The following is a 26,200-nucleotide window of genomic DNA, read 5'->3' as shown; positions in this document are numbered from 1 at the left end:
GAACGAGCCGTCCGGCGTGCAGCCGACGAAATCATTGGTGAGATTGGTGCCCCAGCCGAAGGAGAGCCGCACCCGGCCGACGAAGTGGTGGTAGGTCTCCTCGATCGAGCCCACGTCCATCGCGTCGGAGAACACCAGCAGCTTGTCCCTGGGATTGCGGCCCTTCTGCTCCCACCATTTCATGATCTCCTCGCCGGCTTGAATCGGCGGCGCGCTGTCGGGGCGGAAGCCGGTCCAGTCGGCAACCCATTCCGGCGCATCGCGCAGGAAAGCCTTGGTGCCAAAAGCGTCGGGCAGCGCAATCAGGAGGTTGCCGCCATAGGTCTGGCGCCACTGGTCGAGGATGCGATAGGGCGCCCAGCGCAATTCCTCGTCGTCCTTGGCCAGCGCAGCCGCGACCATCGGCAGTTCATGGGCGTTGGTGCCGATGGCTTCGAGATCATTGTCCATCGCGAGTAGCACGTTGGAGGTGCCGATGAAGGACGGGCCCAGGCCTTCCTTCACGGCCTCCACGCACCAGCGCTGCCAGAGGAAGCCATGGCGGCGACGGGTGCCGAAATCGGAGAGCCGGAGGCCATCCAGCTTGCGCAGGCGTTCCACCTTGGTCCACAGCTTGGCCTTCGCGCGGGCATAGAGCACGTCGAGCTCGAAGCGGCCGCGGCCCTTCATCGCCGCCCGCGAGCGCAATTCGTTGAGGATGGCGAGCGCAGGAATTTCCCACATCGTGGTATGGCTCCACGGCCCGTGGAAGTGCAGCTCGTACTGGCCTTCGACCTTGCGCAGCTCGTATTCGGGCAGCCGGAATTCGGCGAGCCAGCGGATGAAGTCCGCCGAGAACATGTGGGTCTTGCCGTAGAAAGTGTTACCGGCAAGCCAGATCAGCTCTTTCTTGGTGAAGCGGATGGTGCGGGCGTGGTCGAGCTGGGCGCGCAGCTCGCCCTCGTCGATGATTTCGGCGAGCCGGACATGGCGCGATCGGTTGATGACCGAGAATGTCACCTGCTGATTCGGGTAAGCTTCCCGAATCATTTGCAACATCAATAGCTTGTAGAAGTCGGTATCAAGCAGGCTGCGGATGATGGGATCCAGCCGCCAGCTGTGATTGTAGGTCCGGCTCGCAATGTCGGTCACTGTCATGGGGGAATTCTAGCGTGGCGGCCGCGGCGCAACCAGTGGGTTTGACGGGGATCAGGTTTTCGCGGGGGCGGGGTGCGAGGCCGTCGCCGCCACGGTCTCGAGTTGGCTTCTGATCCAGCGATGCGCGGGGTCCTTCTGATAGCGCTGGTGCCAGACCATGAACATCGGCAACTCAGCCAGGGTTCGCGTGCGCGAGGCCAGCGGAATCCGCACCTGGGCGAAGCCATGCATCACGCCGGTCGCCAGCAGGCTCGGCATGCTCGCCAGCATTTGCGAGCCACGCAGGAAGGACGGCACGCCGGAGAAGCTCGGCACGGAGATCGCGATGTCGCGGTGGAAGCCGTTGGCTGCAAGCCGGCGATCGAAGTCGAGCCGCTCATTGTCAGTGTAGACCACCGTGACGTGACGCGCCGCGAGATAGGCGCCGCGCGTAGCCGGCGTCGCGCGCGCTTTGGGGTCGTAGTAACAAACGTAATGGTCTTGCAGCAGGCGCTTCTGCACGATGTCCACGCCGGATGGCGGCAGCGGCGTGATCAGCAGATCGCAGCGGTTTTCGCGCAGCATCGCCGGCGAGGGCGACTGCGAGGGGATCACGCGCAGGTTCAGGCTCGTCACTTGCGCTGCGACATGATCGAAGAACCGCGGCAGCAGCAGGTCGCGCTGGAAGTCATTGGCGGCGATTGTCAGCGAAAGCTGCGCGCTCGCCGGCTCGAACGTGACGCCGCCGGCAAAGCTGCGCATCTCGTCGATCAGCGCTCGCGCCTTTGCCGCCAGGGCCTGGGCGTGCGCTGTGGCCACAATGCCGCGGCCGGATTTGGCAAACAGCGGATCGCCGACGATCCGCCGCAGCTTGTTCAGGGCGTGGCTGACCGCGGATTGCGTCAGGCCGAGCCGCGTTGCGGCCGCCGTCACCGAACCTTCTTCCAACACGGCCAGGAACAGCTCAAGCGCGTGGCCATCGAGCGCCAAATGATCGATTTTATTCATGGAATGCATTATAATCGATCTATTTATCTTGAGAATAGCCGGCGCCATCATCTCCCGATAAGCCGTGCGCCCCAACGGGAGCGCCAGAGGGAGAGACAACGCCGATGCATGCCCAGGCGCCAGCCTTGCGGGAATCCCGCCCCAACCGTCCCGAGCCGTTCACGCCGCCGCTCGGTGACGGCGGCTTCTTCCAGCGCGACCGTTCCATGCATCCGCCGGCGCACGCGCCGGGCTACAAATCCTCGGTGCTGCGCTCGCCGCGCCAGGCGTTGCTGTCGCTTGAGAACTCGGTCTCGGAGATCACGGGGCCGGTGTTCGGGCACAACGATCTCGGCCCGCTCGACAATGATTTGATCCGCAACTACGCCAAGGACGGCGATCCCGTCGGCGAACGCATCATCGTCCACGGCCGCGTGCTGGATGAGACCGGCCGCGGCGTGCCGAACACGCTGGTCGAGTTCTGGCAAGCCAATGCCGGCGGCCGCTACCGGCACAAGAGGGACACGTATCTGGCGCCGATCGATCCGAATTTCGGCGGTTGCGGCCGCGCGCTGACCGACGACAGCGGCTACTATTATTTCCGCACCGTGAAGCCGGGACCCTATCCCTGGCGCAACTACGTCAACAGCTGGCGTCCCGCTCACATCCACTTCTCGGTGTTCGGCTCGGGCTTTGCACAGCGTCTGATCACCCAGATGTACTTTGAGGGCGATCCCCTGATCCCGGTCTGCCCAATCCTGACGACGATCCCGGACAAGGATGCGCTGGAGCGCCTCATCGCGCCGCTCGACCTCAACGCATCGACCCCGTTCGACTCGCTCGCCTACCGCTTCGACATCGTCTTGCGCGGCCAGCGCTCCACTTACTTTGAAAATCGCACCGCAGGGAACTAGGTCCATGCCGCAGCCGCTCAACTACCTCAAGGAAACCGCCTCGCAGACCGCTGGGCCCTACGTCCATATCGGCCTGATCCCGGCGATGGCCGGCTTCGACATCTTCGAGAAGAACTTTTCCAACGTGCTGGTGACGCCGAACACGCAAGGCGAACGCATCACGCTGGAGGGCAAGGTGTTCGACGGCAGCGGCACGCCGCTGCGTGACGTGCTGTTGGAGATCTGGCAGGCGAACGCGGCCGGCCGCTACAACCATCCGGCCGATCGGTCGACCGGCGCGCTCGACGAGGAATTTCGTGGCTGGGGCCGCGCCGGCTCCGACTTCGAGAGCGCGCTGGTGACGTTCGAGACCATCAAGCCCGGGGCCATCACCGACAAGGCGGGCCGCAAATGCGCGCCTTACGTCAACATCTGGATCGTCGCGCGTGGCATCAATATCGGGCTCAACACCCGGCTGTATTTCTCCGATGAAGAGACTGCGAACGCCGCCGACCCCGTGCTCAGCCTGATCGAGCAGCCGGTGCGACGTTCGACGTTGATCGCAAAGCGCAGCGAGCGTGGCGCCAAGATCGTGTATGCTTTCACGATCAATTTGCAGGGGCCGGAGGAGACGATGTTCTTCGACGTCTGAGAGCCGCCGCCCGAAGGTTCACTCCACCTGGTCACTGCGATCGATCACTACGCGCGCGTGGAATTGCGGTGACTGACGCATCTCGCGCGATCCCGGCCTATTGGCCGGATCGCGCCCCACTTTTGGTTTCAGTTCTGCCAAATCGATGAATATGTCCGCCTGTCGGCGCAGCTCGTCAGCGACCATGGCCGGCTGAGTGGAGAGTGTGGAGACGACCGTCACGCGGACACCGAGGCGTTGCAGGGCTTCCACCAGCGAACGAAAATTCCCATCGCCCGAGAACAACACGATCTGATCGACGTGCTCGGCGAGCTCCATCGCATTTACGGCGAGGTCGACATCCATGCTGCCCTTCACCTTGCGGCGGCCGGTGATGGCGTCGACGAATTCCTTCGTGAGTTTCGTGACGACGGTGTATCCGTTATAGTCGAGCCAATCGATCAGCGGACGGATTGACGAATACTCCTGATCCTCGACGACGGTCGTGTAGTAGAAGGCCCGCAACAGCGCACCTCGGCTTTGGAATTCGCCGAGCAGTCGCCTGTAGTCGATGTCGAAGCCGAGCGCCTTGGAGGTGGCATGGAGATTGGAGCCATCGATAAAGAGTGCGATCTTCTCAATCGAAGACATTATGCACAAATCTCCAGTTGTACGCGAAAGGTGGCCGGTCCAACCGCCGGGGGCGGTGTGTCGGCCGGAAAAACATTGAAGGCACCGATGGCTTGCCGAAAAAGAAGCGCAGACGACCGGACAGGGGCGGCCGTCTTGCGCCCAGGTTAGGGAGGATACAATGCCACCGGCGCCAGGGCGCCGAATGCAGCCAGGCTAAGGCGCGCGCATTCCCTACTCAATTGTACTGAGGTAAAGGGCGCCTATCCAAAGGATAGGGCCCCATATACGAAGGTTAAGTGGCAGCGCTGGCAACAAAGGCCATTGCGGTTCCCAGCGTGGCCTTCGACCACAGGCGCGGCTGATCGATCGGCCGGTGTGTCAGCCTTCATCGCCATGAAGCTGGGCACGAAAGGCCCGCGGTGACACGCCCGTGGCGGCGGCGTAGACCCGGCTGAAATAGGCGGGGTCCTCGAAGCCAAGCGCATAGGCGATCGTCGAGACCGGTAAATTGGTGTAGACGAGGTTGCGCCGCGCCTCGCGGATCAGCCGGTTGAGGATCAGGTGCGAGGCGGTGTCGCCGGTTGCTGCCCGGGTCACACGGTTGAGATGGGTCGGCGTGATCGACAGCGCGCTCGCATAGTCCGCAACGCTCCAGCGTTCCAGATGATGCTGTTCCAGCAGCGCCTCGAAGCGGCGGAATAGTCCGCTTTCAGCCGTGCCGTTGCCACCGCTCTCGCCGGTGAGCGCGCGGGCCACCAGCCCGATCATGGCCGCCGAAAGTGCACGCAGCACATGCGCTCGGCCGAAATCGCGCGCGGCGTGTTCGGCAAAGATCTGCTTCATGGTGGTCCGAATCTGCGGCGTGCCGCGTATCACGGCCGAGCGCGACAAGGCACCTCGCAGCCCTTCGGAGGCGAGCAGCGCTTCGTCCAATATTTCCGCGGCGATGGTCAGCACCCAGCCCTGGGTATCAGGCACGAAACGGAAGCCGTGGACGTGGCCGACGGGCACGTTGACGATTTGCATCGGCTTCAGCTGCACCACGCGCCCGTCGAGCGTCGCTTCGCCGCCGCCGCGCTCGATCAGCAGCACCTGGTGCAGCCGGGCATGGCGGTGCACGGCGAGCGTCCAATCGTGCAGCACCGAGCGCGACGCTATCGTCTCGCAATGCACGACATCGGGCAGATCACCGGATTCGCCGAACAAATTGTAGACCCGGATTGCCGGGGCGGGGGCTGGGTTTCTCATGTTCGAATAGTACAAGACAAAGACGAAAGCCTCCATCCGTCAGCGGCGCTGAATCTGCAAGAAAGTGCCGAGGAGGACGCAAAAATGAAAGTCCAGGTCTGTATCATCGGCGGCGGGCCGTCCGGGCTGCTGTTGTCCCAGCTCCTGCACCTCAAGGGCATCGACACGGTCGTGCTGGAAAAGTACAGCCGCGACCACGTGCTTGCCCGGATCCGTGCCGGCGTGCTCGAGCACGGCTTCGCCAGGCTGATGCGCGAGGCACAGTGCGGCGAGCGGATGGACCGCGAGGGCGAGATCCACAAGGGATTCGAGATCGCCCATGACGGGGTGCTCTCCCAGATCGACCTCCACAAGCATTCCGGCGGCAATTCGGTGCTGGTCTACGGCCAGACCGAGCTGACGCGCGACCTCTACGAGGCGCGCGACCGCCTTGGCGGCAACGTCGTGCACAATGCCGAGGACGTGACGCCGCATGACCTGACCTCGGACCAGCCGTACGTGACCTATCGTTCGAATGCCGAAACCGTCCGAGTCGATTGCGACTATATCGTCGGCGCTGACGGCTTTCACGGCGTCAGCAGGAAGTCGATCCCGAAGGACGTGCTGCGGGAATACGAGAAGATCTATCCGTTCGGTTGGCTCGGCGTGCTGTCGCGCACGAAACCGGTGTCGCCGGAGCTGATCTATGTGAAGCACGAGCGCGGCTTCGCGCTGTGTTCCTTGCGGTCGCAAGTGCTGAGCCGCTACTACGTCCAGGTGCCGCTCACCGACAAGGTGGAGGACTGGAGCGACGATGCGTTCTGGGCCGAGCTGAAGCGCCGTTTGCCGCACGAGGTCGGCGACCGCCTGATCACGGGGTCGTCCATCGAGAAGAGCATCGCGCCGTTGCGCAGCTTCGTCGCCGAGCCGATGAGCTACGGCCGCCTGTTTCTCGCCGGCGATGCCGCCCACATCGTGCCGCCGACCGGCGCGCGCGGGCTGAACAGCGCCGGCTCCGACATCTATTATCTCTACCACGCCATGCTCGCGCATTATCAGAACGGCGATGATTCCGGGCTCCAGGGCTATTCCGCCAAGGCGCTGGCGCGGATCTGGAAGGCGCAACGCTTTTCGTGGTGGATGACGATGCTGCTGCATCGCTTCCCCGACCGTTCCGAGTATGAAGAGAGGCTTCAGCAGACGGAGCTGGAGTATCTGCTGTCGTCCGAGACGGCGCAGCGTCTGCTGGCGGAGAATTACGTGGGGTTGCCGTTCTAGCGGGGAGTGGACCCGAAAAGCGGTGGGACGCTGCGCTACTTTCCTTCTAGGATGTTCACCGGCGTCCAATCCGACCCCGGTGGATTTGTAGCGAGCGCAGTCGCGCGCTTGCCAAAAAGCGCTGACGCCGGATCCATTTCCGCCATTCGCCCGAACGCATCAGCCGCCTTCGCAAACTCCCTTGCCCGCCAGCACGCCAGCCCTTCCGCATACGCGGCGGCAACCTTCGTCTGCCCGGCACTCTCCGTGCCCTTCTCCGCGAGGGGCTCGAACACCTTGATCGCCTCGCCGCGTCCTATCACTTTGATGGCGTCGAGCTCGCGCCAGGTGAAAGTATTGCCTGTCTGCGCGACAGTCATTTCTGAAGCCATGATTGCGGTGCCATAATATTTGTTGGCGCCTTCGAGCCGCGAGGCGACGTTCACGGTGTCGCTCATCACGGTGTAGTTGAAGCGGCGGCGGGAGCCGATATTGCCGACGACAGCCTCGCCGCTGTTGAGCCCGATGCGGTGCGACAGGCCGCGGCCGGCGAAAGCGGCGCTGCCGGCGTTGAGCTCCGCCAGTTTTGCGTGACATTTCAGCGCGGCATGGACGGCGTGGCGCGCATGCGCGGGATCGTCGGCGGGCGCGCCGAACATGGCGACAATGGAATCGCCGATATATTTGTCGACATAGCCGCCATGGCTCTCGATGATGTCGGTCATGGCCGACAGATATTCGTTCATCAGCGTCACCAGTTCGCCCGGCGTCATCGTCTCGGCGATGGAGGAGAAGCCACTCAGGTCGGAGAAGAACATGGTGACGTTGCGCATTTCGCCGCCGAGCGCCGGCATCTTGCCGGAGGCAACCATGGTGTCGATCACTTCGGGGGCGAGATAGAACGCAAAGCTCCTGCGCAGGAAACGCTCGTCGCGATCGGCCAGCACGAAACGGTAGCCGATCATCATCGCGAGCGCGGCAAGGCTTGCGAGTGCCGGCTCCGTCAGCGGCAGCGCCAAGGCATGGACGAATGCACCGACAGCCACAGCGGCGTATACCGCGGTGAGGCCGAACCATGCGATCAGTGCGCCACCCGGTGCGAGCACGCAGGCCGCGCAGGCCACGATCGCTGCGAACACGATGGTGAGAATGCTCCGCAGTGGAAAGCCGAGCTCGGTCACCGCATCGCGTTCGATCAGATTTCGCACCGCGTTGGCATGCACGAAGACACCGGCGATGTCGCTGCGGGCTTTTTGTTCGGTGGTTGCCGGTGCGGGCAGGGCGCATCTTGCGGCCGGCGTTCCGTCATAGCCGCCGGAAAGACGCATCGAGGTGATCTTGCGGTCATCGACATTGAGGATCGTGCCGAGCACCACAATCTTGCCACCGAAGGCGCGGCGGAAGAAGTCGCGGTCGTTCTTCTCGACGCAGGCGTGCAGGTCTGCGAACGAATATGTCGGCACGTCGCGGCCGAGCCCTCGGAAATTGAGCGTTAGCGTGTTCGGCACCGCGCTCGGGATCGTATAGCCGGACAAAGCAGTCACGCCAGAAGGCGCGGTCTGCGGTTTTGCGCCGAGCGCGCGGGTGGCGAGTTCGACGGCCATTGCGGAAGCTCGCATGTCGCCGACAGGAAAACTCAGCGGCATTCGCCGGATTACATGGTCGGTGTCGGTATAGACGTTGAGGCCGCGGACGTTATTCCCCACAGCCAATTGCTGTGCGCGGTCCGGATGATCGCTGCTGAGGACCTCGCCCAGCACCAGCTTGCCGTCACTAGAGAGTTTCCGCAAGGCGATGAGATAGTCTCGGTCGAATCCCTTCAGTCGCGCGCCAAGCGGCGCATCGCCAAAGGGAATCTCCGACCGCTCGATCGAGCTCGGAAAGATGACATCGAAACCGATCACCTTGGCGCCGCCGTCGGCAATGCTGCCGAGCACCCGGGCGATCTCGCGCGTCCAGGTCAGCGTCGGCGACCCCTGGAACGGCGGAGTGTCGTAGGTCTCGCCGTCGATGGCCACGACGACGACCGGTGATGTCGCGGGATCGCGGTGGTCGCCGACGAGCTTGCCGCGCAGTGCCGTGAGGACGTCGAGCGACAGGCCCTGCAGCGTCTGGAACGGCGGAGACGTGACGACGGCGCCTGCAAGAAGCGCAATCAGGATCGCTGCAACGATGTCCCGTCTGCCGATCCGCCGCATCGCCCCGTCGCTAGCTGCCTATTCGAGCCGCAGCAGGCGTCCCACGATCGGCGTCGGCGACGACGTGGCGCTGGGATCGACCTGGAAGGCGTAACGCTTGGTGCCGAGGATGGCGAGATAGCTGCCGCCCGGCGTCAGCGACTTCCCGGCCTTGGCGAAGTCATAGAACTTGCCTCCGACCATGGTCTCGCTCTTGAGCGGCACGCTGATCGTGGGCTCCTTGCCATCGGTGCGCTCGATCACCAGGGTGCTGCCGCTCTTGGCCTGCACCAACGGCGCGACACCGTAGAGCGTCGGCAGCTTGGCCGGAGCGCTGCCCTTGGCGTCCGACCGCATGGTGCGGAAGGTCGTCGCGGCACTCTGGTTCGCCTCGCGCTCCGACAGTTTTGCCGCGTTGGTATCGCAGGGGACCTTTTCCCGCTTGACCTCGCCGAGTTGCACGGTGCTCTGCTCGGTGCCGACCATGACGACGCCTTCGCTGATGGTCTCGCGCTGGCACGATTTGAGATAGCTGAGCGTAATGGTTGCCTTGGGCCCCAGCTTGATGATCTTGCCCGGCACCACATAATCCATGAACGCGACACCGTCGACCTTGCCTTGCACGTCCTCGACGATGGCGGTCGGGCTCTCCGCCAAAGCCGGAGCAGCAAGACAGCATGTGCCGACAACAGCGCCGATCAGGCTTTTCATGGCAATTCTCATCCAATTCGACCAATATTTGCCGGTCCCCATCCAGGCCCGATGCTTAGCAGCGAAACGCCCAGGCAAGTGTGACCGGAATCACTCTTTGATATTGGTGCACTCTATCAGGAAGAGGTTCAAGCCGGCGACCCGAGAAGACAGTGCGCCGGCAAGTTGGATGGATAATTTCAATCGGCTGGGACGGCCTCAACCGGGTGGCTCTCCATATCTATGATGGGCGCGAACGTAGCCTCGGTCTTCTGATACGGCGTCGCCTGCTGACCGGCGGCGATCTCGACCACTTCCTCCCGCGTGACAGGCTAGCTGTCACGAGCTGGCTGGAGTTGATAGCGGTTATATGCGTGCTGCAAACGAGGTCGGCACGCCGATCGTTTTTAGCGCGGTATGCAACGAGGTCCAGCTCCAGCTTTCTTGCCCGCCGCACGGGAAGCATGCGCCCGCGTCGCTGCGCCTCGGCGTCAAATTGACGAGTTGATTTTGCAGGGCGTTAACCGTGGCGGAATGCTCCCCGCGCGGGTCATTGTCGCGCCCCAGAGTTGGTTGCAAATACGTTGGAGTTTTACGGTGGATGTTTTCATGCTGAGAGACGGCAAATATGCGGCCTGGTTCAGGACCCCGCGCGGTCAGGGCACGGGCGTCGTGCATCTGGCGGAGGGACGAATCTCCGGCAGCGACAGCTTCTTCACTTATGGAGGCTCTTACCGAATTGACGAGCAGCGCTTCACGGCGGTTCTGACCACGCGGCGTCATGCCGAGGGGCCGCCGACCGTGTTCGGGCTCGACGAGGTCGAGGTCAAGCTCTCGGGCGTGTGCAGCGGTGCGATGGCGACCTGTTCCGGAACGGCCGAGCAGGCCCCCGATGTGACCTTCGAGGCGACGCTCATCTACAGCCAGGACGAGGTGCAGGCCGTTGACGCCCGAGGTGCGGTCGTGAAGCTCAACGCCGACAAGCTGCCCAAGGGGCTCGACGGCCGTTCGCGATCGCGCCATCCGTTTGCGCCGGGATCGCTCGGCTCAGAACGGAATAGACCATAAGGCCACGTCTTATCCCGCCTGATCGACTTCGAGGATGTTGTCAGAGCTGCTTAAGCGGATGAGCCCTCTGGTGCCAGGCCCAGGCGGTGCGGATTACAGTCGGCAGATCCGAATATCGCGGCACGAAATTCAGCGCTTTTCGCGCTGCGGAGGGATCGGCGACCAGATAGGTGGGATCGCCGGCGCGGCGCGGTTTGACGGTGTGGGGCACCTCGCGCCCGGTCTCCTGCCTGATGGCGGTCAGGATCTCCCGTACCGAAAAGCCGGAGCCGGTGCCTAGATTGAAGCTGCCGCCGGCATGCCCTTGTTCCAGCAGCTTCAGCGCCGCGACATGCGCTGCGGCGAGGTCGGTGACGTGGATGTAGTCGCGGATCGCGGTGCCATCGGGCGTGTCGTAGTCTTGACCGAACACGGCAAAATCGACATGGCCCTGTAATGCCATCATGGCGCGCGGAATGAGATGGGTTTCATTGTCACGCAATTCGCCGATGCCGCCGGCAGGATCGGCGCCGCTGGCATTGAAATAGCGCAGGCAGAACGCGCCGAAGCCGTAAGCGGCGCGGTAATCGGCGAGCATGCGCTCGATCATCCACTTCGATGCGCCATAGGGGTTGATCGGCGCGCAGGGGAAGTCTTCCGGCAGTTCCTTGGAATCGGCATTGCCGTAGACGGCGCCGGTCGAGGAGAACACGATACGATGGCAGCCCGCATTGCGCATCGCCTGCAATAGCGACAGCGTGCCCTGCACATTGTTGATGTAGTACTTTTGCGGGTCGGTCATGGACTCGCCGACGAGACTCGCCGCCGCGAAATGCATGACCGCCGTGATTTTGTGCTCGGCGAAGGCGCGCGCCAGCGTGGCGCCGTCGAGCAGATCGCCTGTTACCAGCGGGCCGGCGACGAAGCCGCGATGACCTGTCGACAGATTGTCATAAACGACGGGCTGATAGCCGGCGGCGGTCAGGGCGCGACAGGCATGCGAGCCGATATAGCCCGCGCCTCCCGTAACGAGGACAGTCGGTCGGTCGGTCATGTCTGCTTACCTCGAGGTGAAATCAACGATCATCCATGCGTCCGCGGCCAGCACCAAATCGGCACCCGGCACGAGCACCGCAAGCGTCAGCCATGCGGGACGTTTGCGGAAGGCGAGGACATGCCGCGTGGCGCCACGGGAGACGACATCAATCAAGGAGAGGGCTTCCGAAGTGACCTGTCCCAATGCGATTGCCTCAGTTCAATAGTTGATCGATCTGGTGAGCATAGATTGATCTTCGCTGTATGCAACCCACCGGCGGCTCGGCACGATCGTCCTTCTTCGTTTAGCTCGCATTGACCCTATCGCTGCGAAACGGTGGGCGCGCGCATCGCGGCAACCGAAGCTTTAAGAACCAAAATTAAGCTGATGGCGAGTAAAGGAGTGACTGAAACATGGCACAGATCTGGATGACCTATGACGAACTCGCCGAGCTTAGCGGCTGCACGTCTGCCGAGGCACGAATGCGGGCCATCCATTTGTCACTTGACCGCCGCAAAAGCCGCGACGGCGCAACCCGCGTCAAGCTCGATCTGGCGCTGACGGCCAAATATTTCGCCTCTGTCCGGGACGCCGATTTTGATCTGGACGGCGCCATCGAGGCGCTCCAGGCCACCCATCGGCAGATGGCAGAACTCCTGACGCCGAACCAGTTCCTGGGCCGGCGCCGCTCGGCTTAGCTCCCGCACGCAATCCATCAGGCTCCGGGTATAAGGAGCCGAGATTCTCGCGATAGTTGTTCCGAATCAGGCATAAATCTCCATCCGGAATTTTCATTGCTGGCCGGGGTTCAACCGCAGCGGGCCGTAGAGCAGGAGAATGCCATGAGGAACGACAGCGATCGAGGCTACGCGACACTGTTGGCAGCGGCGATGCTGGGTGCGCTGATCATCATGACAGCCGCAACGGCAAATGCAGAGCTCGTGAAGTTGCAGGCCGATTTAAAAGGCAGCAATGAAGTGCCTCCGAACAACTCGCCTGGAACAGGCAAGGCCGAGGCGACCTACGATACGGAGGCGAAAACCCTGACCTACACAGTCAGCTTCGCCGGCTTGACCGGGCCAGCCATGGGGGCACATTTCCATGGCCCCGTGGAGGCCGGCAAGAACGCCGGCATCGTGCTGCCGTTCAAGACGGTCCAAAGCCCGATTCAGGGGAGCGCAACGCTCACCGAAGCTCAGGCTGCGGACCTGCTGGCTGGGAAATGGTATGCCAACATTCATACGGCCGCGAACCCGGGCGGTGAACTACGCGGACAAATGATAAAATAAGGACGGTCACTTCCCCGATGCAGACGTGCAGGCCATGCATCTGCTCAGGAGGGCGGCCTCGGTAAGAAGGCCAGGATTGTTTGAGCGAGGAGGACCCCGACGGTCCCGCCTGCTGCTTTTTGCAGCACGTCCAGGAAACCCGGATCACGATCGGGCGTCATTGCTTGCAGAATTTCCAGCCCCATTGCGACCGCCACGACAAGCGAGCATGCGAGGGTGAGCCGACCGGGCAACAGGAAGGACAAGAGAAATCCCAGCAACCCGTAGGCGCTGAAGCGCTCGATCACGACGACCCAATAAGCGTCGTGATGGCCAATAAGCACGGGTCTCCCCGCCAGTCTCGCAAGCGTGGCATAGACGATGAGCGCGAAGCAGACGCCTGCGGCTGCGATAAGGTGGTTGCGGCGCATTGAACGACCATAGCCGGACCGGAGCCAGGCCGCGTTGAAAGATGAGAGTATCGTTAAGGCTGATTGAGCAAGGGGCGCGGCGCGGCGCGTTTGCCGTCCCGGGTTAACGGCTCAATCCTTTCAGGCCACCAACGCCGCGTCGGTCGGCAATTTAGCGCTCTGCGCCAAGCAGCGTGACTCGACCAACTCGTTGAATCGAGGGAAGGGCAGTGGGGCGGAGACCAGATAGCCCTGCCCCTCCTCTACGCCGGATGAAATAAGCGCCCGGACCTGCTCCTCCGTCTCGATGCCTTCCGCGACCACCGTCATTTGGAGGTCCTTCGCAAGTGCGACCAGCATCTCCACGATCGTGGCAGTCGATGCGTCCACGGTGATCGTGTCGACGAAAAATTTGTCGATCTTGATTGTATTGGCGCCCAGGCCCTTGAGCCGGGATAGCCCGCTATGACCGACGCCGACGTCATCGATGGCGACGCGAAACCCGCAGTCCCGCAATTCGCTGACCACGGCTGCGGCGCGTGCGAGGTCGTCGAGCTCGTCGCGCTCGGTCACCTCGATGACGATCTGGCGCGCGGAGACTTGCGCCGCCATGACCGTGCGGCGGAGCGTTTCAATGAAGCCCGCACTCAAGAGATGCTTTGGTACGACGTTGAGGGAGAGCTTAAAATCCTTGTTCGCTTTCAACAGCGGCTGCAGATCCGACAGCGCTGATCGCAGGATCTGCCAGGTCATGACCTGGATGCGGCCGCTGGATTCCGCGAGCGGGATGAAGTTCATCGGAGGCACGACCGATCCGTCTTTGAGGAGCCACCGAGCCAACACCTCGCAGCCTTTGATCCGACCGGTCTTGAGCTCGAAGATGGGCTGGTAGTACGGCTTGAATTCGTTCGCGGCCAGCCCGCGGTCGAGATCGGCAACGGGCCCTTCCATGCGGCGGCTCCGCGCGAAAAGCCCGCCGAAAAGGGCGCCGATTGCAAATGCTACGGCCAGCGTCGGCCAGTAAGCCTCGTTGTTCCACGTCGAGAGGATGCCGCGTTCGAGGCGAATGGTCGCATGGAGTGGGAATCGAGCTGAATTTTTGTCGAGCTCGATCGGGGCCTGCAAGGCTTTGTCGGGATCGAGCAGGAATTCGCCAAGTTTCTCGCCGTTGCTCAACGCGAGGATCACTTCGCTGTGGGCGCGCAACTCGGCGGGCATGATGTCGAACAGGCTGGCGTTGACGCCAAGAATGGCGACCAATGCGGCATTGCCGTTGATGTCTTTGAGCACGCCCAGAGCATCGCCGCCGAATTGCTCGACACGGAAGAGCGAAAGGCTCTTGTCGTGGGAGGGAAGCATATCGCGGCGGTCGATCCATCCCTTGTCGAATTCCAGCGTTTCGGAATAGGCCGAGCAGATCACCGAGCCATCCGGGTTGACGAGGCGCACATCCTTGATCGCGGAACGTTGGTAGACGTGGAGCCGGATCGCCTGCAGCGTCGCGGGCCCACAATCGGCAAGATCGCGCCGCGCGAGTTCGCCCAGGCTCGCGCCGGCAAAGTCGACCGCAAATTCGGCGCGACGCAGAACCACCTCGGTCAATTCGTCGAGCTGGTGGGCCTGCTGGTACCGAATGAACGAAGTTGCCGCAAAGTGGCCAGCCACGCCGAACGCGGCCGTGCTCTCGAGCACGAACGCCGCAAATACGAAAGTCGGTCGCTGCAATCTCATTCGGCCCGGCGGAACAGAGGGAAGCGTCGGCCGATCCTAATCAGGACGCGCTAAGATAGGGTTTAATGCGCGGGCGAGGCATGTGGAACCGGCCTTTGGGGGTGGGCAGGCGAGGGACCCGTCTGCCCCCGGACCGGGGGACCCTATCGAAAATGCTACTTAACCTTCCGCTCCCAAGTTCTGGCGGCCCATTCGATGGCGGAGGGAAGCGGGTGCGGGATTGTAGGGCGCGATGGAAGCCTGCCGAGGGCTGCCACCATGCTGTGGCCGGGTGGCTCGCAAGCGCAAGACCACGAAGGCGATATTGATAGCCAACCAGACCAGAATGACGGAAATGGCAAGATGGGCCACGGCCAGACCTCGCGATGGAGTTGGAGTCAACGCGAGCGCGCTGGTTCGGTTCCCTGGCGAACCGGGCTAGAGCGCATCTATTTCATGTAGCCGGAGTCGAGCCTTCGGGGCGGACGGCGACCTCACCTTGCCTTGAGGTCCTTGCTCTACTCCGATCAGCAACACGACGCATTCGTTCTTCGTCAGAACCGGCGATCGCGCGCCCGCGGCCATCATGACGTCGTTGGCGGAACGCCGCCGCACGCTCGCTTAGGCCTTTTTTCTCGCCTTCGTTTTCAACGAAAGACCAAGGCGCAGGGCCATGCGCTTGATCGCATCGGGCGATCGTCCGAGCTGTTTCGCCGCCTCCTCCAATGAAGCCGAAGACTTAGCCAACTCCATCAGCCGGCGGTCTTCCTTGAACGACCAGGGCTTGCGCGCCATAACCGAAATCATCCTCTCGTCGCGACAAGGACAAAGCCGCCAAGCGGACCCATGTCGCTCGACGGCTTTGCTTGGGTGGGGCCGAGCTTGGGGGAGCCCGGTGAGACGATGGGATAAGTGATTAGTGAGAATTCGCAACAAACAACGCGGATTAAGCTAACCGCTCAACCTTAACGCGTCTAATCCGGCTTTGTCGCTCCGTACTATCACGGAGGTGTCAATGCTGATCAGCGGCGGCCGTTACCGCGCTTTGAATGGCTGGAAGCCGAATTGTCGGGCGCCGGTTCTGAAGGCTGCATGGACTGCGTGAACCCCGATTAACATCCGGCCGGATCCAACTTCAATCAGTGAGACGTTTTGTCATTCCCCGGCCCGCGGCTGTCCGGCAACGACCAAACTTCAATCAGCTCCTTGCACAAATTTCGTCATCGCCTGGCAAAACTTTCAGCGGTGCCGATCTTGAAGTCGTCACAACGACAAGATGAAATGCAATGGGAGGAACGCGCCGAAAAAATGGGACGTTCAAATGTTGGCAATTGTGATTTTGGGTTCGATCTTCGCGGGCGGTTTTGCTTGCGGCTATGGTGCGAGGGCGTGGCGCTCACGCAAGCGATCGGCAAGATATCGTCTCTATGCGCCCTATACTCCCGCAACAGGGGCGGGACGAAGTCGGTCGCCCTCCTAATGATGGTATTTCGCGCCTGGCCTGTTTGCCGAGCGATCTCTGTAGCATTATCGAAATAACCATGTGCGGTTAGGTTAACTTGTCGCAATTCTTGAGAGCCTAGCCAATGCCACCTAGAACATCTCGATTCACGGCGGAAGCTTAGCCGCCCCGATTTTTCCGTGGCCCCGCGTTAGGGTAGGCGTAAATGACGTATCTGATTGCATTGCTAGGCGCGATAATTTGCATCGTTATTTTGATGGTTTTCGTTCGCGCCTATGATCGACACCTGAAAGATCTTCCAGGTCCTTGGATCATGGACGAGGCTCATTCGAATGACTGAAAGGCACAACGCGCCCCGCAGGTATTTCGTTGATGCGCAAGGGAAGCGGGTGCTGATAGGGCTGTCGCTTCCGGAAACGGCGGAGTTCGAAGCGCTGGACATCACATCGGGAGAGACGGTTCAAATCGGTCCGGGCGATGGGGCCGCCGCGGCGCACGAAGCTCGATGGCTTGAGCTTTATTCGAAACACGAAGGAGCCTGGCGGGCGTGGATCGTACAAAGCCAGGCGGAGCAGCCACAAGATTCAAGCTTTGTTAACTATGTCTGACCGATGTTAGCGGTCCAAATCTCGAACGTGGGATGGCCCAAATGTTTCAGCTGTTCCTGAGAGCGCGCGCACACAATTTTCTCAGCTCCCGCCGTGAGGACAAAGGCTTCAAGGCCCGTACCATCGAGCGCGATGCGGAGACGGACCGCGTTCGAATCGATGCCGTCATGGTCGCGATCGATACGGCATTGCGCGATGCGGAGAGGGAGCAGGTCGGCCTCGGACGACGTGTTGATGACGCACTCGCGCGTGCATCCGTCACTTTCGGAAACGGCACCGATGAATATCTCGAACGGGAGCCGATCGACAGTCATCATCAAGATCTCTTTGCCGCCGACATCTCCAACGGCCAGCGGCGGCTCAAGGAATTGGCAAACACCATCGCTCATCTGAGGTTTATCAGGACCGCGATGCTCACGCGCTTTCCGAACCTGAAGCCGCCGCAGCTCAATAGCTAGGATCGAGGGTTTGGCTCGGCACCCTTCCGTCTGCTAAACGCAGCAGGTTTGGGCACGATGGATATCTCGGTCCGAAAAGCATAATCTCTCGCTGAACAGCTTTGCCACGGGACAATTCGGGCGCCGCTTTGCCGTTTGGCTCTTCTGCCGGTTTTGATATGGTCCCGTCCAGCGTTCTCGGACGGATTGAAGGAGCGAGCCAGGTGATCTCCAGAAATTTGCAAAGGTCTATGGGATTGGCATTTGTTTTGGCTATTGGCGCGCCAGTAACGGCGTCGGCCGTCACTGTAGAAGTAGCGCGTGCATGCGACGCAGCTTTGGCCAAGGCCTTTCCTCCAAAGCAAATCGGCAATCCCGCTGCCGGCAGCGCAGGGACAGCCAAGGAGCGGCGCGATTATTTCAGCAAATGCGTCACGAACAACGGCAAGGTCGATGATGCGCCCGCGGATGCGCCTAAAGACGCCAAGGCCAAGAAATAAACGGAACGCGTCGCGCCACTTTAGCGTCGCGGCGGGCAGGGGGAGTAGAATGCGCCGTTCGTTGCATTGATGCGTTCGACGCATTGGTTGGGATCAGTCGGCGTCCCGGCCACCGTGAAGTCATAGCCCATACCTTTGACGACCACGACGTAGCGACCCGGCGAAAGCGTAAAGCCGTCCTGCTCCGGCTGCAGCGATAGCATTCTCGGCTGATCCTCGACCGGACCTACTTTGTAAGGGAAGGACATGCTGCGGATGACCCAGGTGTCGCCGGCAGAGACCATGGCCGCTTTCCCGGTTGCATCGACGCCCATCGCTCGGGAGACTTTTGCGACTACTCGAACCTCGGTCCCGGTTGCATCGACACCACCGTCGGGCCTGAAAACAATGAAGCTGACATCTCCGCTTGTCAGGGTCGTCGCGCTCGGTGTGGTGATTGCTGCTGAGATCGCGACACGACGATCCGGAATCTTCCCGGGGACCGGCTTGAGCTCCTGGAGCTGGCCCTGGCTCAGGGCGTAGACGCCGAAGGTCGTTGGCAACGGCATCGAGGGTTGCGCAGGCGTCACCGGCTCCTTCGGTTGATCCGGTGTCCGTTCGACGCTCTCACCGCTCGATGGAGTCACAGCCCCGGTGGGGTGAGGCTCGGGGCTTGTGGAGGTGCGCTTGGACAGCGTCGCGGACTGCCACAATGCGAGGGATTGTGTCCTCAACCGCGGCCAATAAGTAACCGCCGCGCTGGCACCGGCAATGACGACCAGGATGGCGGCTAATCGGATGAGGGAGTTGAGGATGCCGCTTCGCCGAGATTGGTCGGGCGGGCTTGGCGGTGCGACAGAACCGCGCCCTGTTTCCGCAGGCTTCGGGACGGGCGGCGAGGGCGGAACGGGCGCCAGATGCGGAACGGGCTGAGGAGCCGGGGGACTGGGTGGCGACTGATGCGAAGCGACGTCTAGCGCCAACTCCGGCGCTTTGGACAGCGCGTCGCGCTCGCTACGGTCAAATGAAAGCTCAACCTCCCGGATGGCGCGCTCAAGCACTTGCTGGAGCTCGCGGGACTCCCGTGCGTCGCCATGCGTTAATTGTTCCAGAAGCTTGATGCGAGCCAGCTCGTATACGATTTCGCGGATCTGCCGGGGGTCGCTGGATATGTCGCGAATCCGCCCGGACAGGAGACGCACAAACCCGGCCTTGATCGCGTGCATATTTGGCGCGCCGGCGGCGGTGTCGCTGGGGTCGGTCATCAAGGCCGATCAAGTAACCCGGAACAGGCTCTTTCGCTAGGCTTTTCCGCGTCAAAATCCTATCTCGGCGAAAGCCGCTCTGATCGCCAGCCTTGCAAGAGCCCATGGTCGAACAGCTTCGGGGGCTTGCTTTTGGGCAGAAAGCTGTGACAGTTCGACGAGCTCCTCTTTCCGGTATTTTGATCATGCGCGACGGTTTCATAGCACTCACGTTTGTGGCTCTCCTGGTGCAACCTTCTTTTGCACAAGGGACCAAGGACAAAGCCAATTTGACGAGCACCAGCATCGTGACCACCCCTACGAAGAAAACCCAAACGGCCCAGAGCGCCTCACGACCCACAGCCACCCGAAACCTGGCGCCGGGCAAGCTGCCGAGCGGGATGGCGGCTCAGGGGGTCTGGAGAGACGGCAAGTTGATCGCCGTGCCTCGGCAATGACGACCCAAGCAACCGTGAAGGAACGGTGATCGCCTCCCGATGTTCTCGCTTGGGAGACATCTTATGAAACGATTAGTCCTGACCGCGTTTACGCTTCTTGTGACGGCAAGCACGTGGGCCCTCAGCGCTCGGGCCCAGGGGGTCAATGATCCATCGACCCCCGATCGAAATGTAATTATCGTCAATCCCTCGCAGCCCGCGCCGAGCACGGCTACGCGGAATATTCCGAGCCAGATTCAGCCGCCTCTGGTCAGTGGAGGGCGCGCGCGCCCCTATTACGGCAACAGAACGCGGACTAGTGGGTCGAGCAGGCGTTAGTCTGGCTACTGTACGTTGGGTGTCATTCCGCCGCCGGCGGGGAAGTTGCTGGATTTGAGCGCCATCCCACTGACGCGAAAGCGGACATTTCCTGCCAGATACAGATAGTCCGACGTCGTGCTGCTGACGGTCCGCACCTCGACATAGGTCAGTGTGATCGAACCCACGCTTGGGGTTACCTGGGTGATGTCGACAAACCGAGCTCCCGGGAAAAGCTTCTGGTCCAGGCCATAGAAGATCTTTTCCCGCTCCGACCACAGCACGAAGTGACCCCCGGTCTTCTGATCGACGGCTTCGTATTGCGTATGGATCACTTGCGGGTATTCGATCTGGCCTGCTGTCGCAAAGTGAGTGCCTAAAAAGATCACCAGAACCAGGAAAGTAACGTTGCGGACCACTGGTCAATATCCTCGCGAGCTAAAGCACGAAGCTTGCCCGCGATTTGGCTTTCGTGCAATCGGCAAACGTATAGATTGAAGGGAATGGACGAGAAGTTTCCGGCCCTTGCTCGTTCTTCTCGCTCTGCCCTGGAGTTACAGCGTGCCAACCGCGCGACCTCACACCTTTCTAGCTCATGCCAGGCGGCTTGGGCAGCTGGCCGGAGTGGTCCTGACCGTTGCCGGTGCAATCGACTTCGGTCTCGCCAATCCGCCCTCGTGTTTTGCGCAGACCGAACCGGAGCCCTCGGTCAGCGACTATCTTCCACCAAGCGAGCCGGAAGTCAGCCGTGACGAGTGGCGTCAGCGTATCGAAGATGCGCGGCGACGAGCCAAGGAGCTCTCGCGCGAGCGGCGGGACCATCCAGAGCTCTATAAACCGGTCCCGGAGGATCCGGACCTTGTCGCGACCGAACGCCTCCTCAACGACGACAGCCTGCAGCGCGGCGACATCGTCTCGACCAAGAAGGGCATGTTCGTCTACCAGGGGCGACCGGATCAACCGCGCCGTGAGCGGGATTTCGTGCCGATCGCACCAAAAGCGACGCGCTGAAAAATTGACTGCAAGCCAGCAGGCTAACTCGCGCTCGAACTTCAGTACCGCCGCAAAATCTGATTGAACTTGGGATCGGTCCCCTGCGTGGTCTCCAGAAGCAGCGACTTGCCTTGCGGCGTGGCCTGCAGGTAGGCAGCGATCAGGAGCTGCTCGTAGCGAGAGCGGTTGGCAAGCGCCGCGCGGACGTCCGATTGCGCCAGCAGCTTGATCTCTTCGTCGGCTGCTGCCGCGTTCGATGTGACGGTTTGGAGCCGTGCGAAGGCGACGGCGATCGGCACCGCGCCGGCCAGGTAAGACATTTTCACTGCAGGCGTCGCCAGCTCACCCGCCTGCGTCTTCAGCGTGCCGAGCGTCAGCCAAAGCGCGGGCCGGATGGGCGATACTTTCAGAGCCGCAACAACGGCATCCTGGGCAGCCTTGTTCTCGGCGGCCCTGCTGTTCACATCGGCTGCAGGACGGTGAAGAAAATCCGCGGCTTTGGCCGCCGCATAATTCGCCAGCAAGTCGCCGTCGAATGAAAGGGGCGCCAGAACGCCCGAAGCGGCTACGTTGACCTTCTCGGGCGGAAACTCGCCCAAGAACAAATCGCTCGCCCGAAAGTTCGACCGCGTGAGATCGCCGTAAAACCCCAATGCTGCGTAAAGCAGCAACATCACTGCGATGCAGGCGCCAATGATGCGAAGCAAGGTCATGCGGCTCATGATGAATTTCGATGCCCGTGTGGAAGGGCGCAGGAGTTGGCCAGCAACTCTGCAAAAGTCCTAAATTGCGAGCAGACTATCGCCCTGGATCGTGAGCAAGGTCAAGTTGCCGGTCGCGTAAGCGCCGGTGTCGATATTGATCCGGTTTGAGCGGATATCCGGGACGCTGACCGGGGTATGGCCGTGGACGATATATTTGCCGAAGCGTCTTTCGGACTCGAGGAATTCCTCGCGGATCCAGAGCAGATCCTCCTCCTTCTGACGTTCCAGGGCTACGCCCGGCTTGACGCCGGCGTGCACAAAGAAGAAGTCGCCACACGCGAAGGACGGGCGGAGCTGCTGAAGAAACGAAAGATGCTCCCGCGGAAGCGCCTGCCTCAACCCTTCGATCAATTCAATCTGCTGCTCCGGCGTCGGATTCATCGTCGGGTTGATGCCGTATGAAACAAGGGTCAGCAGGCCTCCGTAGCGACGCCATTCCTCCAGGCGCGCCGGGTCCTTGAGGACCTCGAGCAGGAACACCTCGTGATTGCCCTTGAGGCACACTGTCTCATGCGACTTCGAGCGCTCGATCAGGAGATCAATCACAGCGCGCGAGTCCGGGCCCCTGTCGACGTAGTCGCCAAGAAAGACCTGAATCGCTCGTTCGGGAGCGGAGCGGGCAAGGTCGGCGTCGATGACAGTTAAGAGCGACTGAAGCAGGTCGGCGCGTCCATGCACATCGCCGATGGCATAGATCCTCACGCCGTCGGGGAGCCGCGGCTTGACGTTCTTACGAAAACGCTTGGAAAGGCCCATCAGCTGGTCGAATCGGGTCTGGCGTCATGAATGGAGGGCATGGTCGCTCATAGCAGAACAAGTTACGCATCGGTATTCTTAATTGTTTCTGACGGAGTCGCAGCGGTTTTGATTAAAGGATCGCTCGGCTTTTGAGCCGGATTTCAAGACGTGTCCCGTAGCGTTTCCCCAACAAGAAATGGGGAGCGCGACATGCGCAAGACTTTAAAGTTCCTGGCGATTGCCGCCGCTCTGTTGGCTGGGGCGGCTCAACACAAGGCCGAGGCCGCCTTTGTCGGTGCGCCGTCGGCGTTGCGCGGCGCCATCCAGTACATCAAGTTCGACCAGCCGACCCTGGCGCCGATGGCTTTCACGCTCTTTTGCCTGAAGTACGAGGGCGAGTGTAAGCCGCGACCGCAGCAAATCGTGTTCAGGGGCGGACGTCTCAAGCTCACGGCCGAGCGCATGGCCCAGCTTCAGGAGGTCAATCGGCGGGTCAACAGCGCGATCCGACCCGAGCCTAATTTGGAGGGGCTGCGCGGCGAGAAGTGGCTGCTGCATCCCACCAGCGGCGACTGCAACGACTACGCCGTGACAAAACGCCACGATCTGATTGCCAAGGGCTTCCCGGCGCGATCGGTGTTGCTCAGCGAGGTCGTGACGACCTGGGGTGAGCATCATCTTGTGGTCGTGGTGCGCACGTTCGCCGGCGATCTCGTGCTGGATAACCTCACCGGGCACATCCTGCCCTGGTCGAAAAAGTCCTATCGGTGGGTCCGCATCCAAATGCCCAAGAACCCGACCTACTGGGCGTCACTGGCTGATCGCGACGTCTAACGACGAACGACTAATGACCCGTGCCGCGTGGGGACTGGGTGATGCTTTGGGACAAGCCGAGTCCCATGATCGTTGACAGGCAAAGGATTGCTGCCGGATGCAGCAGTCCTGAACCGGCGAAGCCCTCAACCAGCGCGAAGACAAGGCAGGCCGCGGCCGCCGCAGGGAAGAACGAGTCGCGGCCGCGCTGCAAAGCCCCCAAAAACAAGCGGCCCAAAGCCAACATGCCCGCCAGCAGCGCGGCGGAAAAACCGATCCATCCGGTATCCGCGAAGATGGCAAAAGCCGTCGAGGGCGCCATCAAAGCCGCGCCGGAATCGCTTTGGTAGATCCTGCCAACGGCAGAAAAGGTGCCTGCCCCCGCACCGAACCACCTGGTGTCGGCCAACATTCGCTCCAGCGCGGCTCTGGTTTCGGCCCCCACCTCCGCGACGAGCCGCAAAAGAATCGGCCCTGCATTCTTTTCGAACAAGAAGCTCAGGACAATGATCGCTCCGACCAGCGCGGCTAAGGACAGCGCGCCTGCGGCCAACGGGGATAGGTCGATCCTTCGAATGACAAGGATCAGCAACATCAACACGAGGCCAAAGGCCGCGGCGATCGCGCTGTTCGTCCCCGACAAGCCAAAAACCGCGACCGCGCTGGCCAGAGCGCCCACAAGGCCGCAAAGGCCGATGGCGACCGATCGAACGACCGAGTGGCGCGTTTCGGCCCGCTCGGCGGCCAGCTGCATGACGGCTATATTAAGCATGACGCCAAGACCGGCCATCGTTGTCGCCAGGTCGGAAGGAACGGCGGTTGCAAGGGCGGATGAGAACGGACGCAAATCCAAGGTCAGAGCCGACACCGCTGTTACCCCGCTCAGCACGAACAGCACCAGTTCGGCACGGCTGCGGTCACGGACCACGACGATGGTCACGCTGAGCAACGAGATCGCTGCGAGGGCTTGAAACAGCGCATTCAGGGTGAGGCCGAGATCCGCCGTCACTGGCCCAAGCGACAGGCCAGCCAGAGCATCGTGGCTGCTCGCCCAGATCGGATGCGCCCAACTCAGCCACAGCGGCACCAGCTGAGCCGCGATACAAAGGGGAATGCCGATCAGGATCCAACGGCCCCAGACCGTGGCACGCAGATAGTGCTCGTAGTCGGCCTTTCGTGCGCTGAAGACCGCTGCAAATAGCCCCAGGGCCGTAGCCGTCATCCCGAGCTGTACGCCGAATTTGGCGCCGGCAATGTCGAGAGCGGATGCAGAAACAAGGCAAACGATGAGGGCAAAATAAGCGAAGGACAAACGTGCGCCTGGAAGGAATCCTGAAAGGGTCAGTCACCATACAAGCCGGAGGCTGGTTTTCAAACAGAGCTCTGCAGCCAACAGCTCCCAGCCCCACCTCACATCAACGGAGCGTCGCCTGCGGGGGGTCAGGCGGCCACAGAGGTCAGCGGGCGGTCTTGAGCGGCCGGGCAAACACGCGAGCGGCACGACCAGCGGCGAGAGCAAAGCGGGTGGCCGAGCCAAAGAGATAACCGGCTTGGAGCGCGATGGCCGCGAACACGACGCCCTTCAGGCCGTCAAGAAAGCCCAGATTGGCGATCCAGCCGACCGGGATCGCAGCGAGCAGCATGACGAAGGTCAGCGGCAGGAGCACCAGGACGCGAAAACGCTGGCCCAGAACTGCGCCCACCAGAAAGCTGAAGATCAAAAGCTCGGTCATCCGAAACACTCCGTGCTCCGGACCTTAGGTTCCGCACCCTAAAAAGACCCTTAAGTCGTATGGCTAAATTTTGTCTATTGGCCGCAACTTGCCTGCAGCGAGTTATAGGCTTCGCGGAGCCCGTTCAGGGCCACCACGCCTTTGATCTCGCTGTCGCTTTCCTTCACCACCACGGAAAGCGAGGGCGTCGTCTGCCACTTTCCGGCGGCAAAGGCTGAGACCTCGTCCGGTAACAGGACTGCGGCCCCGGCCGCTGCCATGCTGGCTTCGACCGTCACGGTGCCCCCCGTAGCGGAGGCGATCGTGACCTTGGGGCGGCTCCGTGGCGGGAAGGGGCGGATCAAGGCCACCAACACGTCGATCTTGCCTTTGGGAGCGCAGCGGACGATCAGGCCGGCGAACTCCGGGTCAGACTGCATCGTCTCGGCTGTCTTGGAAATGGAAGCGAAGCTCTCGCCCTCTTTGGGGCCTTGGGTGCGGGCGAATTTCCAAATCGAGGAGGATGGGCCTGCGATCTCAATAAAGGGGCGCCCCGGGGGGTCGTATCCCGGTCCGGCGAGCAACCATCCTGTCAGCGCAAGGGAAAGAATCGACAAGAGCAACGCCGGAACTCCTCATGAGACGGCCGGAGCAATACCAGACATACGCGGGTGTGAGAACGCCTCGCCCATCGGTTGAGCGGTTGCCTACCGATCAGGCACACGAATTACAACAAACAGTCACAAAGGGTTAGCGGGGTTCCGAAGTAGTGGCGCGGGCGCAACACCGGCGGATTCATTGCGCCATTAACCATCGGTTTCGGCCTGGAACCCTTGTCGCGCCGTCCGCTAGCCCGTACCACTTTGAGGTAATTGGGACGATTGGGGCCGCGTTGATGCATTCCTTTGCTAAGACCTATTTATTCAAGCCCGTGTTTTTGGCCGTGGCACTGGCGCTTGGCGCCTGCTCCACCAATCCAGGCTCCGGACCGTTAACGGATGACGTTAACAACAAGATCCAGACTGAGAATGCACCGGCCTATGCGCTGGTGCCGCTCAATCCAGCCACGGTGAAGATCCTGCACACCCATGAGCCCAAGGGGCTGGCCGGGGT

Annotated in this window: 30 protein-coding genes and 2 pseudogenes; 13 read left to right on the top strand and 19 right to left on the bottom strand. The window is 61.7% G+C overall.

Going from position 1 to position 26,200, the window contains the following annotated elements:
* On the bottom strand, positions 1-1,137 hold a 1,137-nt coding region (locus IVB32_RS31715; RefSeq protein WP_247412640.1), incomplete at its 3' end, for a nicotinate phosphoribosyltransferase.
* 51 nt (positions 1,138-1,188) lie between these two features.
* A complete protein-coding gene (locus IVB32_RS31710) occupies positions 1,189-2,133 on the bottom strand; it encodes a LysR family transcriptional regulator (protein ID WP_162496296.1) in 945 nt (314 codons plus the stop codon).
* Between the two features lie 95 nt (positions 2,134-2,228).
* Here IVB32_RS31710 and pcaH point away from each other — a divergent pair, with 95 nt between their 5' ends.
* Complete coding sequence (gene pcaH / locus IVB32_RS31705; RefSeq protein ID WP_039799636.1) at positions 2,229-3,017, top strand: protocatechuate 3,4-dioxygenase subunit beta; 789 nt, start codon at positions 2,229-2,231, stop codon at positions 3,015-3,017.
* Positions 3,018-3,021: 4 nt separating this feature from the next.
* Positions 3,022-3,648 carry a protocatechuate 3,4-dioxygenase subunit alpha gene (pcaG, locus tag IVB32_RS31700; protein WP_247372536.1) on the top strand — a complete coding sequence of 209 codons (627 nt, stop codon included), beginning with the start codon at positions 3,022-3,024 and terminating at the stop codon, positions 3,646-3,648.
* A gap of 18 nt (positions 3,649-3,666) precedes the next feature.
* Here pcaG and IVB32_RS31695 read toward each other — a convergent pair whose 3' ends face one another.
* Positions 3,667-4,278 carry an NYN domain-containing protein gene (locus IVB32_RS31695; RefSeq protein ID WP_085350038.1) on the bottom strand — a complete coding sequence of 204 codons (612 nt, stop codon included), beginning with the start codon at positions 4,276-4,278 and terminating at the stop codon, positions 3,667-3,669.
* A 360-nt stretch (positions 4,279-4,638) separates the two neighbouring features.
* Positions 4,639-5,544, bottom strand: a complete 906-nt coding sequence (locus IVB32_RS31690; RefSeq protein WP_085359783.1) for a helix-turn-helix domain-containing protein — start codon at positions 5,542-5,544, stop codon at positions 4,639-4,641.
* Positions 5,545-5,592: 48 nt separating this feature from the next.
* On the opposite strand from IVB32_RS31690, the gene pobA reads away from it, so the two are divergent.
* Positions 5,593-6,765, top strand: a complete 1,173-nt coding sequence (gene pobA, locus IVB32_RS31685) for a 4-hydroxybenzoate 3-monooxygenase (RefSeq protein ID WP_085350037.1) — start codon at positions 5,593-5,595, stop codon at positions 6,763-6,765.
* Positions 6,766-6,800: 35 nt separating this feature from the next.
* Here the strand turns inward: pobA and IVB32_RS31680 are convergent, their stop codons facing one another.
* Together IVB32_RS31680 and IVB32_RS31675 are read right to left on the bottom strand one after the other, a co-directional pair.
* Positions 6,801-8,942 carry an adenylate/guanylate cyclase domain-containing protein gene (locus tag IVB32_RS31680; RefSeq protein ID WP_085384367.1) on the bottom strand — a complete coding sequence of 714 codons (2,142 nt, stop codon included), beginning with the start codon at positions 8,940-8,942 and terminating at the stop codon, positions 6,801-6,803.
* Between the two features lie 18 nt (positions 8,943-8,960).
* On the bottom strand, positions 8,961-9,632 hold the full coding sequence (locus IVB32_RS31675) for a hypothetical protein (RefSeq protein WP_085384366.1): 672 nt from the start codon (positions 9,630-9,632) through the stop codon (positions 8,961-8,963).
* A 588-nt stretch (positions 9,633-10,220) separates the two neighbouring features.
* Here IVB32_RS31675 and IVB32_RS31670 point away from each other — a divergent pair.
* A complete protein-coding gene (locus IVB32_RS31670) occupies positions 10,221-10,679 on the top strand; it encodes a hypothetical protein (protein WP_247372539.1) in 459 nt (152 codons plus the stop codon).
* A 40-nt stretch (positions 10,680-10,719) separates the two neighbouring features.
* Here the strand turns inward: IVB32_RS31670 and galE are convergent, their stop codons facing one another.
* Both galE and IVB32_RS31660 read right to left on the bottom strand, forming a co-directional pair.
* Positions 10,720-11,712: a UDP-glucose 4-epimerase GalE gene (gene galE, locus IVB32_RS31665; RefSeq protein WP_085350033.1), complete on the bottom strand. Its 993-nt coding sequence runs from the start codon at positions 11,710-11,712 to the stop codon at positions 10,720-10,722.
* 6 nt (positions 11,713-11,718) lie between these two features.
* Positions 11,719-11,868 carry a hypothetical protein gene (locus IVB32_RS31660; protein WP_240543981.1) on the bottom strand — a complete coding sequence of 50 codons (150 nt, stop codon included), beginning with the start codon at positions 11,866-11,868 and terminating at the stop codon, positions 11,719-11,721.
* A 239-nt stretch (positions 11,869-12,107) separates the two neighbouring features.
* Here IVB32_RS31660 and IVB32_RS31655 point away from each other — a divergent pair, with 239 nt between their 5' ends.
* On the top strand, positions 12,108-12,392 hold the full coding sequence (locus tag IVB32_RS31655; RefSeq protein WP_085384365.1) for a hypothetical protein: 285 nt from the start codon (positions 12,108-12,110) through the stop codon (positions 12,390-12,392).
* A 192-nt stretch (positions 12,393-12,584) separates the two neighbouring features.
* Entirely contained in the window at positions 12,585-12,983 is a 399-nt protein-coding gene (locus tag IVB32_RS31650; protein WP_039799634.1) for a CHRD domain-containing protein, read from the top strand.
* A 44-nt stretch (positions 12,984-13,027) separates the two neighbouring features.
* Here the strand turns inward: IVB32_RS31650 and IVB32_RS31645 are convergent, their stop codons facing one another.
* The 4 genes and pseudogenes from IVB32_RS31645 to IVB32_RS31630 all read right to left on the bottom strand — a co-directional run bounded on the left by IVB32_RS31645 (position 13,028) and on the right by IVB32_RS31630 (position 15,877).
* Positions 13,028-13,393, bottom strand: coding sequence for a VanZ family protein (locus IVB32_RS31645; protein ID WP_204513754.1), 366 nt, complete (start codon positions 13,391-13,393; stop codon positions 13,028-13,030).
* A 120-nt stretch (positions 13,394-13,513) separates the two neighbouring features.
* The gene (locus tag IVB32_RS31640) at positions 13,514-14,590 is read right to left on the bottom strand and encodes an EAL domain-containing protein (protein WP_247372585.1); all 1,077 of its coding nucleotides are present in this window, start codon (positions 14,588-14,590) and stop codon (positions 13,514-13,516) included.
* Positions 14,591-14,821: 231 nt separating this feature from the next.
* A pseudogene (locus IVB32_RS31635) lies at positions 14,822-15,103 on the bottom strand (EAL domain-containing protein); the annotation flags it as partial.
* Positions 15,104-15,703: 600 nt separating this feature from the next.
* On the bottom strand, positions 15,704-15,877 hold the full coding sequence (locus IVB32_RS31630) for a hypothetical protein (protein ID WP_162847250.1): 174 nt from the start codon (positions 15,875-15,877) through the stop codon (positions 15,704-15,706).
* A gap of 999 nt (positions 15,878-16,876) precedes the next feature.
* On the opposite strand from IVB32_RS31630, the gene IVB32_RS31625 reads away from it, so the two are divergent.
* From IVB32_RS31625 to IVB32_RS31615, 3 genes are all read left to right on the top strand, one after another.
* Positions 16,877-17,152, top strand: coding sequence for a hypothetical protein (locus IVB32_RS31625; RefSeq protein WP_018456121.1), 276 nt, complete (start codon positions 16,877-16,879; stop codon positions 17,150-17,152).
* 41 nt (positions 17,153-17,193) lie between these two features.
* The gene (locus tag IVB32_RS31620; RefSeq protein WP_018456120.1) at positions 17,194-17,610 is read left to right on the top strand and encodes a hypothetical protein; all 417 of its coding nucleotides are present in this window, start codon (positions 17,194-17,196) and stop codon (positions 17,608-17,610) included.
* Between the two features lie 203 nt (positions 17,611-17,813).
* On the top strand, positions 17,814-18,089 hold the full coding sequence (locus IVB32_RS31615; protein ID WP_083926416.1) for a hypothetical protein: 276 nt from the start codon (positions 17,814-17,816) through the stop codon (positions 18,087-18,089).
* A 20-nt stretch (positions 18,090-18,109) separates the two neighbouring features.
* On the opposite strand, the gene IVB32_RS31610 is transcribed toward IVB32_RS31615, so the two are convergent.
* Complete coding sequence (locus IVB32_RS31610; protein ID WP_018456118.1) at positions 18,110-19,333, bottom strand: hypothetical protein; 1,224 nt, start codon at positions 19,331-19,333, stop codon at positions 18,110-18,112.
* A 104-nt stretch (positions 19,334-19,437) separates the two neighbouring features.
* Here IVB32_RS31610 and IVB32_RS31605 point away from each other — a divergent pair, with 104 nt between their 5' ends.
* On the top strand, positions 19,438-19,770 hold the full coding sequence (locus IVB32_RS31605; protein ID WP_231188852.1) for a hypothetical protein: 333 nt from the start codon (positions 19,438-19,440) through the stop codon (positions 19,768-19,770).
* A gap of 323 nt (positions 19,771-20,093) precedes the next feature.
* Here IVB32_RS31605 and IVB32_RS31600 read toward each other — a convergent pair whose 3' ends face one another.
* Positions 20,094-20,486 (bottom strand): hypothetical protein, encoded by a 393-nt coding sequence (locus IVB32_RS31600; protein WP_204513756.1) that lies wholly within the window; start codon positions 20,484-20,486, stop codon positions 20,094-20,096.
* 142 nt (positions 20,487-20,628) lie between these two features.
* On the opposite strand from IVB32_RS31600, the gene IVB32_RS31595 reads away from it, so the two are divergent.
* Positions 20,629-21,078, top strand: coding sequence for a hypothetical protein (locus IVB32_RS31595; protein WP_247363721.1), 450 nt, complete (start codon positions 20,629-20,631; stop codon positions 21,076-21,078).
* Between the two features lie 41 nt (positions 21,079-21,119).
* On the opposite strand, the gene IVB32_RS31590 is transcribed toward IVB32_RS31595, so the two are convergent.
* Together IVB32_RS31590 and IVB32_RS31585 are read right to left on the bottom strand one after the other, a co-directional pair.
* Entirely contained in the window at positions 21,120-21,659 is a 540-nt protein-coding gene (locus tag IVB32_RS31590) for a hypothetical protein (RefSeq protein ID WP_231188850.1), read from the bottom strand.
* A gap of 183 nt (positions 21,660-21,842) precedes the next feature.
* A complete protein-coding gene (locus tag IVB32_RS31585; protein WP_085359805.1) occupies positions 21,843-22,580 on the bottom strand; it encodes a metallophosphoesterase family protein in 738 nt (245 codons plus the stop codon).
* A 192-nt stretch (positions 22,581-22,772) separates the two neighbouring features.
* Here IVB32_RS31585 and IVB32_RS31580 point away from each other — a divergent pair, with 192 nt between their 5' ends.
* The gene (locus IVB32_RS31580) at positions 22,773-23,396 is read left to right on the top strand and encodes a transglutaminase-like cysteine peptidase (protein ID WP_085359807.1); all 624 of its coding nucleotides are present in this window, start codon (positions 22,773-22,775) and stop codon (positions 23,394-23,396) included.
* Positions 23,397-23,406: 10 nt separating this feature from the next.
* Here the strand turns inward: IVB32_RS31580 and IVB32_RS31575 are convergent, their stop codons facing one another.
* From IVB32_RS31575 to IVB32_RS31565, 3 genes are all read right to left on the bottom strand, one after another.
* Positions 23,407-24,687, bottom strand: coding sequence for a hypothetical protein (locus IVB32_RS31575; protein ID WP_085359809.1), 1,281 nt, complete (start codon positions 24,685-24,687; stop codon positions 23,407-23,409).
* Between the two features lie 145 nt (positions 24,688-24,832).
* Positions 24,833-25,108 (bottom strand): hypothetical protein, encoded by a 276-nt coding sequence (locus IVB32_RS31570; RefSeq protein ID WP_018456110.1) that lies wholly within the window; start codon positions 25,106-25,108, stop codon positions 24,833-24,835.
* Between the two features lie 74 nt (positions 25,109-25,182).
* On the bottom strand, positions 25,183-25,710 hold the full coding sequence (locus tag IVB32_RS31565) for a hypothetical protein (protein WP_018456109.1): 528 nt from the start codon (positions 25,708-25,710) through the stop codon (positions 25,183-25,185).
* Positions 25,711-25,982: 272 nt separating this feature from the next.
* Between IVB32_RS31565 and IVB32_RS31560 the strand changes: the two are divergent.
* Positions 25,983-26,200: pseudogene (locus IVB32_RS31560) on the top strand (polysaccharide export protein); the annotation flags it as partial.

Origin of the sequence: Bradyrhizobium sp. 23 (assembly GCF_023073295.1) — a bacterium.
GTDB lineage: Bacteria > Pseudomonadota > Alphaproteobacteria > Rhizobiales > Xanthobacteraceae > Bradyrhizobium > Bradyrhizobium canariense_D.
Note: the sequence above shows the minus strand (reverse complement) of the source record. Positions and strands in the feature narration are given on the sequence as shown.